Source organism: Streptomyces sp. Go-475 (genome assembly GCF_003330845.1).
Lineage (GTDB): Bacteria > Actinomycetota > Actinomycetes > Streptomycetales > Streptomycetaceae > Streptomyces.
In genome coordinates this window covers 3630855-3647169 of sequence record NZ_CP026121.1, presented here as the reverse complement: position 1 = coordinate 3647169, position 16315 = coordinate 3630855, and the positions used below count along the sequence as shown (strand labels likewise).

Annotated in this window: 15 protein-coding genes and 2 pseudogenes; 12 read left to right on the top strand and 5 right to left on the bottom strand. The window is 65.8% G+C overall.

All coding sequences use genetic code 11. The features are described 5' to 3' along the window. Positions 1 to 9 precede the first annotated feature (9 nt). The 3 genes from C1703_RS16655 to C1703_RS40130 all read left to right on the top strand — a co-directional run bounded on the left by C1703_RS16655 (position 10) and on the right by C1703_RS40130 (position 2806). Positions 10 to 1512: a glycoside hydrolase family 1 protein gene (locus tag C1703_RS16655; protein ID WP_114253616.1), complete on the top strand. Its 1503-nt coding sequence runs from the start codon at positions 10 to 12 to the stop codon at positions 1510 to 1512. Positions 1513 to 1656: 144 nt separating this feature from the next. Further along, positions 1657 to 2520 carry a PRD domain-containing protein gene (locus C1703_RS16650; protein WP_114253615.1) on the top strand — a complete coding sequence of 288 codons (864 nt, stop codon included), beginning with the start codon at positions 1657 to 1659 and terminating at the stop codon, positions 2518 to 2520. After that, positions 2507 to 2806, top strand: coding sequence for a PTS transporter subunit EIIB (locus tag C1703_RS40130; protein ID WP_269803206.1), 300 nt, complete (start codon positions 2507 to 2509; stop codon positions 2804 to 2806). The genes C1703_RS16650 and C1703_RS40130 overlap by 14 nt, the downstream gene beginning before the upstream one ends. A gap of 59 nt (positions 2807 to 2865) precedes the next feature. Here C1703_RS40130 and C1703_RS16640 read toward each other — a convergent pair whose 3' ends face one another. Beyond that, complete coding sequence (locus tag C1703_RS16640) at positions 2866 to 3528, bottom strand: TetR/AcrR family transcriptional regulator (protein WP_114253614.1); 663 nt, start codon at positions 3526 to 3528, stop codon at positions 2866 to 2868. A gap of 176 nt (positions 3529 to 3704) precedes the next feature. Between C1703_RS16640 and C1703_RS16635 the strand changes: the two genes are divergently transcribed. The 3 genes from C1703_RS16635 to C1703_RS16625 all read left to right on the top strand — a co-directional run bounded on the left by C1703_RS16635 (position 3705) and on the right by C1703_RS16625 (position 7259). Continuing rightward, positions 3705 to 4643, top strand: a complete 939-nt coding sequence (locus tag C1703_RS16635) for an MBL fold metallo-hydrolase (protein ID WP_114253613.1) — start codon at positions 3705 to 3707, stop codon at positions 4641 to 4643. Between the two features lie 73 nt (positions 4644 to 4716). Beyond that, positions 4717 to 6318, top strand: a complete 1602-nt coding sequence (locus C1703_RS16630; protein ID WP_114253612.1) for an MFS transporter — start codon at positions 4717 to 4719, stop codon at positions 6316 to 6318. Continuing rightward, the gene (locus tag C1703_RS16625) at positions 6315 to 7259 is read left to right on the top strand and encodes a fumarylacetoacetate hydrolase family protein (RefSeq protein WP_114253611.1); all 945 of its coding nucleotides are present in this window, start codon (positions 6315 to 6317) and stop codon (positions 7257 to 7259) included. The genes C1703_RS16630 and C1703_RS16625 overlap by 4 nt, the downstream gene beginning before the upstream one ends. Before the next feature lie 56 nt (positions 7260 to 7315). Here the strand turns inward: C1703_RS16625 and C1703_RS16620 are convergent, their stop codons facing one another. From C1703_RS16620 to C1703_RS38965, 3 genes are all read right to left on the bottom strand, one after another. Further along, the gene (locus C1703_RS16620) at positions 7316 to 7921 is read right to left on the bottom strand and encodes a hypothetical protein (RefSeq protein ID WP_114253610.1); all 606 of its coding nucleotides are present in this window, start codon (positions 7919 to 7921) and stop codon (positions 7316 to 7318) included. A gap of 246 nt (positions 7922 to 8167) precedes the next feature. Then, positions 8168 to 8386 carry a hypothetical protein gene (locus tag C1703_RS16615; RefSeq protein ID WP_114253609.1) on the bottom strand — a complete coding sequence of 73 codons (219 nt, stop codon included), beginning with the start codon at positions 8384 to 8386 and terminating at the stop codon, positions 8168 to 8170. Between the two features lie 142 nt (positions 8387 to 8528). Further along, entirely contained in the window at positions 8529 to 8690 is a 162-nt protein-coding gene (locus C1703_RS38965) for a hypothetical protein (protein ID WP_157993120.1), read from the bottom strand. A 1292-nt stretch (positions 8691 to 9982) separates the two neighbouring features. Here C1703_RS38965 and C1703_RS38960 point away from each other — a divergent pair. From C1703_RS38960 to C1703_RS39715, 3 genes and pseudogenes are all read left to right on the top strand, one after another. Then, the gene (locus tag C1703_RS38960; RefSeq protein ID WP_157993119.1) at positions 9983 to 10921 is read left to right on the top strand and encodes a hypothetical protein; all 939 of its coding nucleotides are present in this window, start codon (positions 9983 to 9985) and stop codon (positions 10919 to 10921) included. 939 nt (positions 10922 to 11860) lie between these two features. Next, a complete protein-coding gene (locus tag C1703_RS38955) occupies positions 11861 to 12394 on the top strand; it encodes a hypothetical protein (protein WP_157993118.1) in 534 nt (177 codons plus the stop codon). Positions 12395 to 12652: 258 nt separating this feature from the next. Further along, a pseudogene (locus C1703_RS39715) lies at positions 12653 to 12813 on the top strand (site-specific integrase); the annotation flags it as partial. Between the two features lie 57 nt (positions 12814 to 12870). Here C1703_RS39715 and C1703_RS16595 read toward each other — a convergent pair. Beyond that, positions 12871 to 13569: a DUF4231 domain-containing protein gene (locus C1703_RS16595; protein ID WP_232840503.1), complete on the bottom strand. Its 699-nt coding sequence runs from the start codon at positions 13567 to 13569 to the stop codon at positions 12871 to 12873. Positions 13570 to 13837: 268 nt separating this feature from the next. Between C1703_RS16595 and C1703_RS39710 the strand changes: the two are divergent. The 3 genes and pseudogenes from C1703_RS39710 to C1703_RS16580 form a co-directional block, all read left to right on the top strand. Further along, positions 13838 to 13992: pseudogene (locus C1703_RS39710) on the top strand (site-specific integrase); the annotation flags it as partial. 354 nt (positions 13993 to 14346) lie between these two features. Then, a complete protein-coding gene (locus tag C1703_RS16585) occupies positions 14347 to 15336 on the top strand; it encodes a ParA family protein (protein WP_114253605.1) in 990 nt (329 codons plus the stop codon). A gap of 3 nt (positions 15337 to 15339) precedes the next feature. Next, positions 15340 to 16278, top strand: coding sequence for a PIN domain-containing protein (locus tag C1703_RS16580; protein ID WP_114253604.1), 939 nt, complete (start codon positions 15340 to 15342; stop codon positions 16276 to 16278). Positions 16279 to 16315: the final 37 nt, after the last annotated feature.

Sequence of the window (16315 nt, the reverse complement as noted above, 5' to 3'; positions counted from 1 at the left end):
GAGACACGCATGACCGACCCGACCGCCACCCGCCCCTCCCCGGACGCCTTCCCGGAGTCCTTCCTCTGGGGCGGGGCGACGGCCGCCAACCAGATCGAGGGCGCCCACGACCAGGGCGGCAAGGGCGTCTCCATCCAGGACGTCCTGCCCCGCGGCCTCGCGGGCCCGCGCACCCCCCACCCCACGCCCGACAACCTCAAACTGCAGGGCATCGACTTCTACCACCGCTACGCCGAGGACATCGCCCTCTTCGCCGAGATGGGCTTCTCCGTCTTCCGTTTCTCGATCGCCTGGAGCCGCGTCTTCCCGCACGGCGACGACGAACTGCCCAACGAGGAGGGCCTGGCCTTCTACGACCGCGTCCTCGACGAGCTGGAGAAACACGGCATCGAACCGCTGGTCACGATCTCCCACTACGAGACGCCACTGGCGCTGGCGGAGAAGTACAACGGCTGGACGAGCCGCGAGATGATCGGCTGCTACGAGCGCTACGTCCGCGTCCTGTTCGACCGCTACGGCCGGCGCGTCAAGTACTGGCTGACCTTCAACGAGATCAACTCCGTGCTCCACGCGCCCTTCATGAGCGGCGCCATCACGACGCCCAAGGAGGAGCTGTCCCGCCAGGAACTCTTCCAGGCCGTCCACCACGAACTGGTGGCCAGCGCCCTGGCCACCAAGATCGCCCACGAGACGGTGCCGGGCGCGCGCGTGGGCTGCATGGTGCTCGCCCTGCCCGTCCACCCGCTCACCCCGCACCCGTCCGACGCCCTCGCCGCGATGCGCGCCGACCACGCCAACCTCATGTTCGGCGACGTGCACGTCCGGGGCGCCTACCCGGGGTACGCGCTGCGTCACATGCGGGAGAACGGCATCGAGCTCGACATCACCGACGAGGACCGCGAACTGCTCACGCACACCGTGGACTTCGTGTCGTTCAGCTACTACATGAGCGTCTGCGAGACCGCCGATCCCGAGCTGCGCACGGCGGGCGAGGGCAACATCATGGGCGGTGTGCCGAACCCGGCCCTCCAGGCCAGCGAGTGGGGGTGGCAGATCGACCCGACGGGCTTGCGGATCGTGCTGAACCAGTTCTGGGACCGGTGGCAGAAGCCGCTGTTCATCGTCGAGAACGGTCTCGGTGCCAAGGACGAACTGATCCACGTGGACGGCCGGCCCACGGTGAACGACGACTACCGCATCGCCTACCTGAACGACCACCTGGTCCAGGTCGCGGAGGCGATCGCCGACGGCGTCGACGTCCTGGGCTACACCACCTGGGGCTGCATCGACCTCGTCAGCGCCAGCACCGCGCAGATGAGCAAGCGCTACGGGTTCGTCTACGTCGACCGTGACGACGACGGCAACGGCACCCTCGCCCGCCACCGCAAGAAGTCGTTCGACTGGTACGCCGACGTCATCCGCAGCCGAGGGGCGAGCCTGGTGCGCGGCGACGGGACCAGCCTGCTGCGCGGCGACGGGACCAGCCTGCTGCGCGGCGACGGGACCCCGTAGCCCCTGCGGCGCGGGACGACCACAACCTCCGCGGCGAGGAGAAGACCACAGCCCCCGCGGCCGCACCGGCCACGCGCCAGGGCCGGGCCGGAGCGAAGGCCAGGTACCCTGCCCCGGGGGCCCGGCCAGCAAGGACTCCACACGATGCGCGTGAAAAAAGTCTTCAACAACAACGTCGTGCTCGGCGTCGACGAGCACGGTGCCGAAACCGTGCTCATGGGGCGGGGGATCGGTTTCCAGGTCAAGCCGGGAGAAGTCGTGGACACCGGCCGCGCCGAGCGCCGGTTCGTGGCGAAGACGATGCCCGCCGAACGCCTCGCCGCCCTGGCCGCCGAGATCCCGCTCGGTGTGATCGAGGTCATGGAAGAGGTCGTCGCCGCTGCCCGGGGGCGGCTCGGCGAGAAGATCAGCGAGCACATCCTGCTGCCCCTGGCCGACCACGTCCATTTCGCCCTCGCCCGCGCCCGGACCGGAGCCCTGATCGAGTACCCGCTCAAGTGGGAGATCGAGAACCTCTATCCGGCGGAGACGGAGATGGGCGCGGCCGCCCTGGAGATCATCGAGCGCCGGCTCGGGGTGCGGCTGGACGAGACCGAGGCGCTGCCGCTGGCCCTCCACTTCGTCAACGCGCAGATCGGATCCGGCGACATCGCGGCGACCATGCAGATGACGCAATGGCTGAGGGTCGCGCTCGAGACGATCGGTGAGGACCTCGGAGTCGCCATCGACCAGCGCTCGCTGGACGCGGCGCGGTTCATCACGCATCTGCGCTACCTCTTCCTGCGCGCCCGGGACGGCAAGCAGGCCCGCGCGGCCGACGACCAGATCGGCGAAGCCGTCAGGAACGCCAGGCCGCTGGAGTACGCCTGCGCCGAGCGGCTGGCCCGCCGGATGGAGGAGCTGTTCGACTGGCAGGTCGGCCGGGAGGAGATCCTCTACCTCGCGCTGCACGTCAGCCGTCTGACGGCACAGCCGGACAGGTCGGAGGGCGATCGTGTCGACGTCTAGCGGCGACCACGCCGCGGACGCGACGCAGGACGGCGACCACGCCGCGGACGCCATCCTGCGGGGGGTGGGCGGCCGGGAGAACGTCACCCGGCTGACGCACTGCTTCGTCCGCCTCCGGTTCCGGCTGCGCGACCCGGCGGCCGCCGACCTCGACGCTCTCGCCACCCATCCGCTCGTGGCGTTCACCGTATGGCAGGCGGACGAGCTGCACATCGCACCCCGGCGCGACCTGTTCCGGCTCTTCGAGGACGTACGGAACGCGCTCGGCGACATCGCCGCGCCCTGACCCGGACGAGGAGCCCGAGGCCGAGCGGAACGCCACGCCTCCTGGGGAGAAAACCCAGGTCAGACCGATTGCGTCGTGCCCCCGGCAGGATGCGAACCCTCGGCGAGAAGGCCCAGCAGGATGATGTCGAGCGCCCCGGCGAGGCGCTCGTGCAGGTCGAAGGGGGCCGGTTCCTCGCGGATCCAGCGCAGGATCGTCGAGAAGTAGCAGGCGGCCAGCAGCTGGCCGGCCTGGTCGCAGTCGACGCCCGCCCTGATCTCCCCGCGTTGCCGCCCCTGCTCGACGATCCTGGCGAGTTCGATGTCCAGGGACGGGTCCTGCAGGAGGTGCCCGTACCGCGCCGAGGCGTCCATCAGGACGGTGGTCTCCGCACGGGATGCGACGTTGAGGTCGCCCATCTCCTTCAGGTACCGGCGCAGCCGGTCGCCGACCGGCAGGTCCTCGGCGTGCTCCGCGCCGAGGATCTCAGCGACGCGGGCGCGGCGGCGGACTCCCCATTCCTCGAGGAAGCCGACCTTCTGCGAGAAGTGGTTGAAGACCGTGGCCCGGGCCACATCGGCGGCCTCCGCGATCTGCTCCATGGTGGTCGCCTCGTATCCCTGGGCGACGAAGAGGCCGACCGCCGTCTCGAACAGCTGGTCGTGCAGCTTCCTGCGCCTGCGCTCCTGGCGCCCGACGGTCGGGCCGCCCCCGGAGGCGGCTGCCGCGTCCCGGATCTTCATGGCCCCAGTACAACACAGGGCCGCACACCTCTTGACCCGTTCCCGGCACCTATCTAGATTCCTCTCCATTGTTGGACTCAAGTCCAGCAATGGATGCAAGTCTGGCGTGCTGATCGTGCTGCTGTCAGCGCTGCTGATCGGGCTCTGATCGCGCTGGACGCCGACAAGGAGGCAACGTGGCTTCCGTGACAACCCGTACGGGCTGTGTCGAGCTCGGACACGGCTGTTACGCCTGGATCGCGGGCGACGCCGGATGGGGCATGAGCAACGCCGGGCTGATCACCGGCCGGGGCGCGTCACTGCTCGTCGACACCCTCTACGACCTGCGGCTGACCAAGACCATGCTCGACGCGCTGACGCCCCTGACCGCCCCGGCACCGATCTCCACCGTGGTCAACACCCACGGCAACGGCGACCACTGGTTCGGCAACCAGCTCGTGGCCCACGCCGAGATCATCGCGGCCCGCGGGTCCGTGACGGACATGCGGCAGGTGGGCCCCGCCGAGATGCGGGCGCTGACCGGCATGGACGGCCCGGCCGGACGCTTCGCCCGCCGGATCTTCGGCCGCTTCGACCACACCGGCATCGAACCCGTCCTGCCGCACCGGGTCTTCGACGGCGAGACCGTTCTCCACATCGGCGGGACGGAGGTCCGCCTCATCGACGTGGGCCCCGCGCACAGCGCCGGCGACACGATCGTCCACGTGCCGCGGGCCCGGACCGTCTACACCGGCGACATCGTCTTCGCCGGAGCGGCGCCGGTCGTCTGGCACGGCCCCTTCGCCCGCTGGCTCGCCGCCTGCGACCTCCTCCTGGGCCTCGACGCCGACATCGTCGTACCCGGCCACGGCCCCGTCACCACCAAGCAGGCCGTCCGCGAGATCCGCGACTACCTCGAATACGTCCACGAGCAGGCCACCGCCCGCTTCACCGCCGGCATGCCCGCCATGGACGCGGCACGCGACATCCGCCTGGGCCGCTTCGCCGACCTGGACGAGAGCGAACGCCTCGCCGTCAACGTGCACACCGTCTACCGGGAGCTCGACCCCTCACTGCCCCCGCTCGACGGCCCCGGCCTGTTCGGCTGCATGGCCGAACTCTGCCCCAGCCTCTGACGCCGCTCCCCGCACCAACGTCCCTCCGTCCCCCTCGGGCCGCACGACCCGCCAACCCCTCCAAGGAGGAGACATGGTCTCCACCCCTGCCTACGACCCACCCGCCGCCCCGCCCTCCGACGCCGCACCGGCCGCTGCGGCACGCCACACCGGCACGATCATCGCCGGCTGTCTGGCCGTCTGCCTGGCCCAGATCGGCCTGGTGCTGCCCGCCGCGATCAACGGCGAGATGCAGCGCACGCTCCACACGTCCGGCGCGGAACTGACCTGGATCAGTGACGCCTTCCTGGTGCCCGCCGCCGTCCTCGCCCTGACCTTCGGCGTCGTGGGCGACCGCTACGGCCGTAAGAAACTCGTCGTCGGCGCGGCGCTGCTGGCCGCCGTCGGCTACCTGGTGTCCGCCACCTCCGACACCCCGGCCCAGCTGATCACCGGCCAGGCGGTCTCCGGCATCGGGGCCGCCGCGCTCTTCCCCGCCTCCCTGACGATGATCACCGCGATCACGACCACCCCGGCCGCACGCGCCAGGGGCCTGGCCTCCTGGACCACAGCCCTGTCGCTCGGCGCCTTCCTCGCCCCGCTCATGTCCGGCGGCATCGTCGAACACGCGCCGTTCCAGTGGGCGTTCGGCGTGACCGGCGTGCTCGCCGTGATCACCGCCGCCGCGGCCTGGCTGCTCGCCACCGAGTCCAGCGCCCCGGAGGGCCGCTCGCTGGACTGGCCCGGGCAGATCACCATCGCCGTGGCCATGCTCGCCCTGCTGTACGGCATCATCCAAGGCCCCTCGGACGGCTGGGGCTCGGCACCCATCGTCGCGTCCTTCGTCACCTTCGCCGCCTTCATCGCCGCGTTCGTCGTGGTGGAGAACCGCAGCGCGGCCCCGATGCTGCGGCTGACCCTCTTCCGCATCCCGGCGTTCGCCGCATCCGCCGCCATGGCGGTGATCGGCATGCTGGGCTTCCTCGGCGGCGCGTACGACCTGAGCATCCGCCTCGGTGTCATCCAGCACCAGGGCCCCTTCGAGGCCGCGATACCGGTCATGATCATCCAGGCGTGCACGCCGTTCATCTGGCCCCTGCTGGTCCGCCTGCTGCACCGCATCGGGCCCGGCCCCATGCTCGTCACCGGCTTCCTGGCGATGGCCGCGGGCCAGCTGTGGCTGCGGGCGCTGCCGATCCACGAGACCGCTCTGCTGCCCATGCTGGGCCCGCTGATCCTGAACGGCGTCGGTTTCGGCCTGGTCGTCGCCGCGATCACCGCCGCCGCCGTCAACGTCGTACCGCAGAACCTGACCGGCATGGCGGCGGCCACCACCAGCCTGGTCCGCGACCTCGGCCAGACCCTCGGCCCGGCCGTCGTCGGCGCCCTCGCCCTCGGCATGGCCGCGAGCCAGCTCACCGGCAGCCTCGCGAACGCCGGACTGACCCCCAAGGAGCACGGCATCGCCTCCGCCGTCCTCCACGAAGGTGGCCCGCTGGCCCTGCACACCGCCGACCTCGGGCCGCTCAGCGCCAAGCTCGCCCCCTACACCACGGACGCCCTGGCCCACGGCTACAACAACGGACTGATCCTCACCGCCGCCGCCTGCGTGACCGCCGCCGTGATCGCCGCCGTCTTCGTCGGCTTCCGGCGCGGCGGCACGGCGCCGGCCGAGGCGGAGGGGAGCGCGGCGTGAAGTTCGCGAGCTTCGTCCACGACGGAAAACGGCAGTCGGGAGTCGTAGCCGACGACCAACTCCACCCCCTCTCACACTCCGTTGACCTGCTGGACCTGATCGTGGAGGGCGAGGAGGCCCTGCGCGAGGCGGGAGAACGCGCCCTGACCGCGTCCCTGCCCGTACCCTTGACCGACGCGCGCCTGCTGCCTCCCCTGCAACCGCCCACCGTCCGCGACTACATGACCTTCGAGGGCCACGTCGAGGGAGTCGCGCGGGGATACGGCGACACCGTCCCCGAGGAGTGGTACGCCGCACCGGCGTTCTACTTCACCAACCCGTACGCGATGATCGGCGCCCACGACGACGTGCCGGTACCGCCGGGCTGCGAGCGCTTCGACTTCGAGATGGAAGTCGCGGCGGTCATCGGCAAGGCGGGCCGCGACCTGACCCCCGACCAGGCCCGCGCTCACATCCTCGGCTACACGATCCTCAACGACTGGTCCGCCCGCGACCTCCAGGGCCGCGAAATGAGGGTCAGACTCGGCCCGGCCAAGGGCAAGGACACCTCCACCACCCTCGGCCCCTGGCTCGTCACCGCCGACGAACTCGAACCCCACCGCGACGCCGACGGCTTCCTCGACCTCGCCCTCACCGTCGCCGTCAACGGCGAGACGATCGGCCAGGACCGACTGGCGAACATGGCCTGGACGTTCGAGGAGATGGCCGCCTACGCCTCCCGCGGCACCTGGATCCGCCCCGGCGACGTCCTGGGCTCCGGAACCTGCGGCAACGGCGGCTGCCTGGCCGAACTCTGGGGCCGAGGCGGCGCCCTGCAACCCCCGCCCCTCGTGCCCGGAGACACGGTCACCCTCACGGTCGAGGGCATCGGCACCCTGACCAACACCGTCGTCGAGGGGGTGGCTCCGGTACCGCTGCCCTCCGCCCGCCGCAGGAACTGACCACCGTGGGATGAGCTTGCCGCCGCAGTCCTGCCAGCGGCCGGGCGTGCTCGTACCTACATGAAGTTCCCAAGCCTTTTGAGCCGCTGATCGAGCTGCTTCAAGAGCGATGGGAGGATCTCAGCAGCATGCGCGAGCGAGTTCGCGGACCCCCGAAGTCCTTGAGCGTCGAAAACCTCTGCCGCATAAGCCAATCGTCGAGCGCTATCTGCTTCAAGGCCACCGGACTTGTCCGACATGACAGTGACGATATTGCGCAGCTCACGAAGGGCATCCGACGTGAGCGTCCCCGTTCGCTCCAACTGGTCAGCGATCATCTCCAGCCGCGTCACCGGCGGGGTGAACACCGAGATGAGGAGGTCAGCGAGCTGATCCTCGCCAAGTGGCGGGAGCAGGTCCAACGCCGGGCCATTCCTGCCTTCGTGGGCACGCTTCCACTCCCGAAGCAGGTCAGGCGGATATCGCTCCTCGCCGTGGTTCTTGTCGTCGACCTCGGCATGGTGGGCAAGACAGAGAAGTATCAGGTTCTTGAACGACTCGCGCTCTCGCGCTTCCTTCTCCGAAGGGCAGGGGCGGTAGCGGGCGGCATTGCGCTTGACGCCGACGATGTGTGCGATCTGAGCGTTCTTCTGATAGACGCCGGGCCGGACTTCATAGATCACGGGGAAGGGGCACCCAGGGGCGTAGCACCGGCCGTTGCTCAGCGTCCAGAGAGCGGCCTCAACTGCCGCGGGAATGTTGCGCCGGCGCTCCGGATCCTCGTGTGATCGCCCCATGCGAACAGCCTAGGTGGCGAATCGTACGGCCCCAGATTGCAAAGCGGTACATTCCGTCAGGGGGTAAGTCCGGGCGCCATGCTCTCCCTTCCCTCGGGCACCTACGGGAGCATGGGCGACTGCGCGGCGTTGCTACGACGACGGAGTCGGGTTTCGGCGCCACTTTGCGAGCCGGCGCCAGGCCACCCAGAGATTGATCACAAGCAGCACCGCTCCCGCGATGGGCCACCCCAGGGACCCACCGTCGCGGTAGGTCTCGATGCCCACCACCAGGAGCATGACGCCGATCAGCGGGCCCATGAGGTCCAAGACGGCGTCCATACGATTTGCGATCTTCGACAGCTTCGCCACGGCTTGATCGTGACAGGTCAACACACAGCCTGCAAAGGGCTGCGCCCGCCCGTCCTCGTCGCGAACCGCGCACTTCGCCCCGTGTTGATGCCAGCACTGGATGTCCGCTGCAGAAACGACTGCTGCCGTTACCCGCGCAGGCTCAGCGCCTGATGGCGATGCCCTGGCTGCGGGCGACGGCGCAGGCGCGCCCTCGGGCGATACGGCGCTCCTCGCGGAGTTCGCGGACCTCCTTCAGCCCGAACAGGGCTGAGATGGCAGCGAGGAGGCCGGTGAAGGGGCCCGCCGTGATGGCGCCGGGCATGACGACAAAGCCGGGACGCTCATATCGGCCCCGGTCACGCTCCGCCAGGACAGCGCAGAACGCGGCCTTGGGTAACGGTGAGGGAGTCATGCGCGCAGGCTGGTGGGGGCATGGCCGGCGAGAGAGCCGATGAGGACGACTCCGGACTTGAGGTCGGGCTGAGTGGGCACGTCGAACCGCTCTCCGTGAAGGTGCCGGTCAGAGGGCACCGGGGGACTCGGGCAAGTCGAACCGCGCCGCCCTGGATTCAGGACCGCCCCACGGGCACGGAGGGGCACAGTAGCTCCCGAGCCGCGCTGACCCATCAGCAGACCAGCGCCCGGGACCGGGCCGTCGCCGATCGACTCGGGGCCGTGATCTGCGATGGCGGGGGACCTCCGGCCAGGAGATGCGGCATCCGCGTGGCATCAATGGCACGCGTGTGCCACGCCACTGAAAACGACGAAGGGCCAGCCCGGAAGAAAACCCTCCTGAGCTGGCCCCTTCTCTCTGTGCCCTCGGCAGGATTCGAACCTGTGATACCCGCTTTTAGGAGTTCGGTCTGACCGCCTGTCCACCCGTGCTGCGCGGGGCGGCCATGCCGTGTCGGACCGTACGGCGCCGCCGCTGTCCGCTGTCGTTGATGTCAGCCATAAATGTCACCTCACACCGGCTGGGATCACTTGCGCCGCTTGCGTGTCTTCGCCTTGCGTTCGGCTTCCTTGCGCTTTTCGATGGTGTACGACGACCACTCGCCACGGTGCAGGTTGCATCGCGACGCACCGACCATCGCCAGCCGCCGGCACCGAGTGCCCTTCTCCGTGAGCGCTCCACACCTGGACTGCGTACGAGCCACGTCTCCCACCCCCGGTCTCGACCGTCGTGCGGACGAGTGCAGGATTGCCGGGCACATGTCCTCTGTGGAAGGCGCACTGCTCCGCGCAGCGGTGCACGGCGGCCCAAGGAGGCTGCTCAAGGGCGCACGCTTTGCAACTGTCCGCGCGGCCGTTCAGGGGCGTTCATGGGGGTGCAATCGGCAGGTCAGACGGGGTACGCGTGCGGCGGTGGACGGGGGCGACTGTCGGCGCACTGGACAAAGACCAGGACAACGCACAGACGCAAGTCGGGATTCCGCTTTGTACGCGATGCAGGCAGCGAGCCGTCGCGGGCACGCCGCTCCACGCCTGGCTGGCGGTGGCTGCTCGTAGGCTTGTCCCACCGTAGACGCCTTGGGGGGACATGTGAGTTCTGTCGGCCAGCCGTCGTGGCGCCACCCGACTTTGAGGCTGCACCACCGACACGTCGAACGGCGCGTGACCGAGGCGCAAGCGGGAGCAACTGAGTTGGGGCTGCATCTCGACGTGGACGCCATCCGCTCCGCGCTCGCCTACGAGCGGGGCCTGCTCCCTCTCCTCGCAATGAAAATCGCCGCCGTCTCGAACGTCATCCTAGTAATGTTGATCGCCGGGAGTCGCGCGGCGTGCAGGCCCGGGGGATTTCTGGAGCCGACTCCCACGAGCAATTGCACCGGTGTGTGGGCGAGTTGGTCCGCCCAGTTGGTGCCACTTAACTTCCTTATGGCGATCGTCATCGCCATGGTGTGCTTCAACAATGCGTCCGAGGGTTGGAGCATTCCGCGCTGTTCAAGGCCGATCTATCCGCTGCTCAGCCTGCTGGCGGCAAGCGCGACCGTCGCCCGTCCTGCTACCCGATATACCGAAGCCATCAAGCTCAGTCAGAGGGTATCCCTATTGGGCCTGCCGCTACGGACGTTCGCCAACAACGCTGCTTCGGATTTCGGAAAGCGGCGTGCGCTGCGACGCGAGCTGAGGACGCACCTCAACCGCGTTGACGCCGCATTCATTGAGGCGGCAGACCGGCTCGCCGGAGATCGCACGGCGGCCGCACTCCGACTGGCGGAACTCGCGGCTCTCACCACCAACAACATCGCCGCTGGTCGATTCACTGCGGTACTGCCTGCGGAGACCCTCCCGGAGGTGGACTCCGTCGAGCCGGACCGGCTTGACGGGCGCCGCTTGGCAACCGCCTGCCTGTGGGCGGCAGTAATCGTGATCCTCGCCTTCTTTGCGCTGTCACCGTTGGGGGCGCCCGTGGAACTCCTCGTGCCGTTGGCCATCGTGGCGTTCCTCATCCTCGTGTACACACTGCTCGCTTTCCGTTTCGGGCTGTCGGAGGCCACGCGACTGACCCGGAGCATCGGCGGATTCTTCTCGGCGAGCCCACCCCTGTAGGCAGGGTGCGCCAAAACGGCCCGTTCTTTCTTCCGCTCCGGAAGGGAGGAACCCCGGCTTCCCTACCAAGGTTTTGCAGGTGGCTCAGGTAGTCCTGCGCCGCTGGCTCGGTGCTGTAGCGCTGCCTCACGACGGCCGCGAGTTCTCGACAGGTCATGATCAGGGACGGGACGGACTGACGCTCGCCCTGTAGGGCTCGCTCGCCGTGGATGAGGGCTTGTTCGAGGTCGCCCTCTCGCGCTGCGGTGACCCCCAGGTTTACCCGCGCTTCCGCATTCCGCATGGGTGACCGCTCCGTGCCGTCGAAATCCGTTCCCTCACGCAGAACCTCATACGCGAATGTTCGCGCAAGGCGGTCTTTCTCAACCAGCCGGCGCCCCTTGTCGAGGGCCACATCAACCTGTGCACCCAGTCGCGTCGTAGAGGCTTCGGAGGATGCTTTCCGCCGTCTGCGTGACCTTCGGGATCGGGTGATGGAGGGAGTCCTGGTCACCGATCCCGTGTACCTGGAGGGGCGCCGAGCTTACGACGATGCCCTTGCTGTGCTTCGGGCACGCATGAGAGAGGACCTGGATGTCAGTGAAGACGGCACTGCGCCCTGAGCTGGGGAAGCTTGGGTTCTACGGGGCCGATGGTCTTGCTGACCTGCTGCGGAGCGGACTCATGACCTGAGGGCATGCCGGATGGGTGACCGCTGTTCCCTGTGGTTCCCCGCACTATCTGGCACGGGTTTGGCACGAGGGCATGTTCAGGGAGTGAGTCAGCGGCGCCGCAGATCCGGCCGCCGGGCCGAGGCCGATGGAGGTGGTCAACGAGTGGGCTGCGGTCTCCGGGTTCCTGAACGGCTTCGGCACTGGAACCGGCACGCCCACTGGCCGACCGTAGCGAGCTGAGGTGAGCCGCTACTCAAGCCACCGCATCTTCGCCAGAATGACTCATATGACGTCGTTGCTGGCCTTACTGGCGGCTCCGGTCGGGGCCGTGCTGACCACACTCATTGGCGTATTCGTTGGGAGCATCGTCAGCAGAAGAGCTCAAGATCGCCACTGGATCAGGGAACAGCAGGCGGCAGCGTGCGTCCGTGTACTGCGGGAATCATCCTCAGTGCTTGTAGACCTCAGCGACCTGGACCGCAACCGGCCTGACGACATCCCTCAAGGCGTGCTGGCCCCGACGACAGTCGACTGGCGCCCCTGGGGCGAAGCCCTGGGTAGCGTCAATCTCGTTGCCAGCAGGGACATTGCAGCAGCCGCGCACGCCATTGACGAGCAGATCTGGCGGTTTCACATTGCCATACGGCGGGGTCTGACTCCCGAGGAAAACTGGATGGAGCTCAGAGGGAGAGTCGTTGCCGCACAGGGACACTTCATAGCCGTCGCTCGTCGGCATCTCTCGCTCACCGGAGAACCCCTTCAGCGCCTCGACGGACGCCCCGCACCGGACGACCCGATCTGGCAGACGGGGCGGCTCTAGCCTCGATCACGGTGCAGCTCAGTCGGGGAGCTGCGTGGTCGCCTCGAACGTGGTCGCCTCGGCCGAGCCGGACCGTACTTGTCTGTTGGTACGCGGGGCCGCTGATGTCGACCGTGGATGTCGGCGTGGCTTACGCTTCTTGCGCTACTTCTCCCGGGCCTCTTTCTCCTTGCGCTGGGCCACGCCGTACGAGCGCGGCAGGCCAGAGGCGGAGCGCGTAGACGGCGAACGGCGGCGCCCGTCAGCGCTCTGGACAAAGATCAAGACAAGGGGGTGCTGCTCGAAACCAGCAAGCGACGCAACAGTGCCCGGTGGGCGCTGGCCTTTGCGCTCGGTCTGCGCCAAGGCGAGGCTCTCGGGCTGCGCGAGTCTGACGTCGACCCGGACGGCGCGAGTATCTGAAGGCGCTTCGCAACCGCGCCTGTGTCTCAGATACAAGCACGGGTCGCGGTTCATCAGCGAACTGGACACCAGGGTCAGCCCTCGGGCGTTTCTGTCGGTTGGTCCAGTTGCTGCTGCCTTTTGCGCTGGTCATTCTTGAGGATCTCAACTCGCTCGGTGAACTCCAAAAGGGCAGCTTCGTCGTCAGCACTGCTCTTATAGCGGCCAACCTTCAGGTTGACAGCGTCGTACTCCTCTTCGATGGAGTCGGAGGTCTGTTGGAGATAAAAGCTACGCTCGCGGAACTTGAAGTACCCCGTGAAGCCTGCTGCGAGACCGACAGAGAAGCTAGTGCCAACGGTGATCCATTTATAAGGAGCCGGGGTATCCGCAAGGCTTGCTGCCGTCGACGTCGCAAGCGAACCGACGATGATGATGCTTTGGAAGAAATTATGGATACGCCTGTACCGAAGCCCGTCCGAGCGGTACTGCTCAATGGTTACTGGGACGGTCTCTCGGTAGATGTGGCGACGGGTGTCTGTTGGTAGGTCGATAGATGCTGCGGAGAGACGCTTGCGCTCAAGGGCGAGCTCGAGGTCGATCTTCTTCTCCGCCGCGTGACCGGCTTCCCATTCGTCTTGTAGGGGACCGTCCCAGAAGTCGATAGAAGTGCTGTTGGCGCGAACGATCACACACAGGATCAGGAGAGCGATGAGAATCGGAATACATGCCACGTTGACACGGGCGAGATCGATGTGACCCCATGTGACGATGTTCCCGACGAACAGAATCAACAGTAGCGTAGGCGCAGAGGAGTAGGTGGAAACCAGTAGAAATCGCTTAAGGCGGGCTTCGCGAATTTCGTTCCGAAGGGCGAGAATCTTCCTATCGTGCGTAAGAAGTTCCTCAATTGCCCTTTCGGCCGCAGACGTTGACTGTGCCATGCTCCCCCACTACTGCTCTGCATACGATCGAAACGCGATCCGATCATAGAAGCCTGTCTCGGATCACGGTCTACATCTGAAGTATTTAGGTTGCCTAGGAACGTGCCGGTGTGGGAGCTTGCCGCCGAAGTGCGAGCACGGGGGTGGTGAGGCAGCGCCGTGCGGCCGCAAGGCCAACTACTGCCCGACCCGGAGTGCAGGGTACGACGCGAGAGGAAGAACTCGAAGTCACGCGCCGGCGTCCGTGCTGTGCCCCCTCCGGGTCCACTGGTGTGCGGCAAGTCCCGGCTGCTGCACGCTCTCGGGCCTGCATCTCCGCGCGCTACGGCAGAGCTCAGCTTCGACCGCATGCGGAGGCGGGCCTTCGCTGTTTCGAGTGACGCAAGGGACTCTTGGGGGTCCTGGGGCGGTGCCAGCGCTCGGCTTCTTGCACTCGCATGCTTTGAACCCCTCAGCCATAAGGTCCGAGCATCGACAGATCACGGCGATTTCACCGAAACGGTTGCCCCGCGGCCGTTGAGTGCACGAGGATTCGACAGGGCTTGGGAGCTGTTGTCGCGATGGCTGGCCTTGCCTGCATGTAAGGTCTGGACGAGATCGCGCAATGGAAAGACGGTGAGTCGCTAAGTGGAGATCATCTCCTTCTTTAACCATAAAGGCGGAGTTGGAAAAACGACTCTGGTATACAACATCGGAATCGCGCTGGCGAAGAAGGGGAAGAGAATCGTATTTTTGGACCTTGATGCGCAGGCTAATCTGACAGCTGCGGCACTCGCGCCTGAGCGAATCATCGATACTTGGAATGATGGAAAAACCATCTGGAGCTGCTTGAAACCCGTTGTCGACCGATCCGGAGAGCTGCGAGAGGTCGACCTTCAGCAAATCCGTGATAACGTGTGGGTGCTTCCGGGTGATATTCGGTTGAGTGAGTTTGAGGAGATCTGCCCTCAGGGATGGACCGAGGCTCTGGCAGGTAATGCCGGAGGATTTCGAGTGAGCACAACTGTTCATCGATTGGCAGTCCTCTTGGGTGAGCAAGTATCGGCAGACTATGTCCTGGCTGACCTAGGTCCTAACGTGGGAGCCTTGAACCGCACAGCCCTGCTCGCCTCGGACGGTTTTGTTATCCCAATGGCGCCTGACCTATTCTCCATCACTGCACTTCCCAGCGTTGGCAAGAGTACGTCTCTATGGGTTGAAGAGTGGCGTGCAGCCAAGGGATCAGCAAAGCGCAGAGAGTTGGATCTCGATTTTGATCTTCCACTGGGAGAGCCGTCTCCTCTGGGCTACATTAGTCAACAGTTCACCACCTACCGGCAGGTGCCAGCAGCCGCATACAAGCAGTGGATTGACAGGATCCCTCAAGAGTACGAAAACGGTGTCGTTGGACCACTGAGGAAAGCAGGGGTCCCCATTCCTTCGCGGCAGCCGCTAATTGGCGAGGTTAGAAACCTCTCGAGCTTGATTCCCATGGCTCAGCGCTCACAAAGTGCCGTCTTCGAGTTGAGTGGTACGGAAGCGCGTGGATCGCAATTCACCCGCGCTCGTGACACTTTCTCTCTCTTCGAAGGGCTGGCCACAGGAATTATCGGTCGTCTCGCTCCGGAGAGTGAGTGAGCTGTGATTTTTCTAGACACTAATGTGCTTCCCAGGGTGGGATCCCTTAAGAATGTTCTGATGTCTGCGGTTTTAAAAGTAGCTTCACACAACCAGCTGAAAGTTTATATTTCTGAGGTTGTGCTCGAAGAGTCGGTGAACATCAGAAAGGACCTTGCGTCGGAGGCGATCCAAAAGCTACAGGAGGCTTTCAATCAGGCATCCAAAGTGATGGATCTCGAGTCGATTTACATCCCCGACTTGCAGGAAATCACTGCCGCATGGAGGGCGGAACTTGAGGCAGCCTTCGAGGTAGTGAGTGTTGAGGGAACACAAGCAGTCGAAGCGCTTAAGCGCGAAGCGGCTCGCAAGCGGCCTGCCCGTGAGGGAAAAGGTGCCAGGGATAGCGCAATTTGGCTGAGCATGCTGGACTCGGCGTCCAGCTACAATGCGCCTGTTCATTTCGTCTCTGACAATAAGGATGACTTCGCTGACACGGCTGATGCGAAACGCCTGCATCCCGACCTACTTGAGGATTGCAAAGCGCGAGCCGTAGAAGTGATTTATCACAGAAACCTAGACTCGTTGCTCGATGCCCTTTCGAGTAAAGTGACCACGGTTCCTGAGCGTGAAAATATCAACAGTGCGCTCCCTGTCCTCCTGGAAGCGCTGTTTGATATTGGCCTTTCTCAAGAAATTTCCGAAAAGTATCACGCAGACAGAGGCTTCCTTATTGATGTAAGAGTTTCCAGCGTTCGCAAGATTAAGTCATACCAAGTGGAGGATACGGTTCTCAGTCTCGTCGATCTGCATTTGGAAGTAGATACGGAATTGGCTGATGAGGCGGATCCTCCGAAAGTGCCACTCTCTGTAGGATGTCGATCTTGGATTCAATTGGATTCCAAGACGGGCTCTGTTGTGACCATTGACGTAGAGGAGATCACGACGTTGCGCGCTCGATAATGGAGGTCGGTGGAGCGGCTTTGGGCTGGAGCTGCCA

Coding starts and splice junctions, on each gene's coding strand:
- C1703_RS16655 (WP_114253616.1), top strand. CDS start 10: ATGACCGACCCGACCGCCACCCGCCCCTCCCCGGACGCCTTCCCGGAG.
- C1703_RS16650 (WP_114253615.1), top strand. CDS start 1,657: ATGCGCGTGAAAAAAGTCTTCAACAACAACGTCGTGCTCGGCGTCGAC.
- C1703_RS16640 (WP_114253614.1), bottom strand. CDS start 3,528: ATGAAGATCCGGGACGCGGCAGCCGCCTCCGGGGGCGGCCCGACCGTC.
- C1703_RS16630 (WP_114253612.1), top strand. CDS start 4,717: ATGGTCTCCACCCCTGCCTACGACCCACCCGCCGCCCCGCCCTCCGAC.
- C1703_RS38965 (WP_157993120.1), bottom strand. CDS start 8,690: ATGCCCGGCGCCATCACGGCGGGCCCCTTCACCGGCCTCCTCGCTGCC.
- C1703_RS38955 (WP_157993118.1), top strand. CDS start 11,861: ATGACGTCGTTGCTGGCCTTACTGGCGGCTCCGGTCGGGGCCGTGCTG.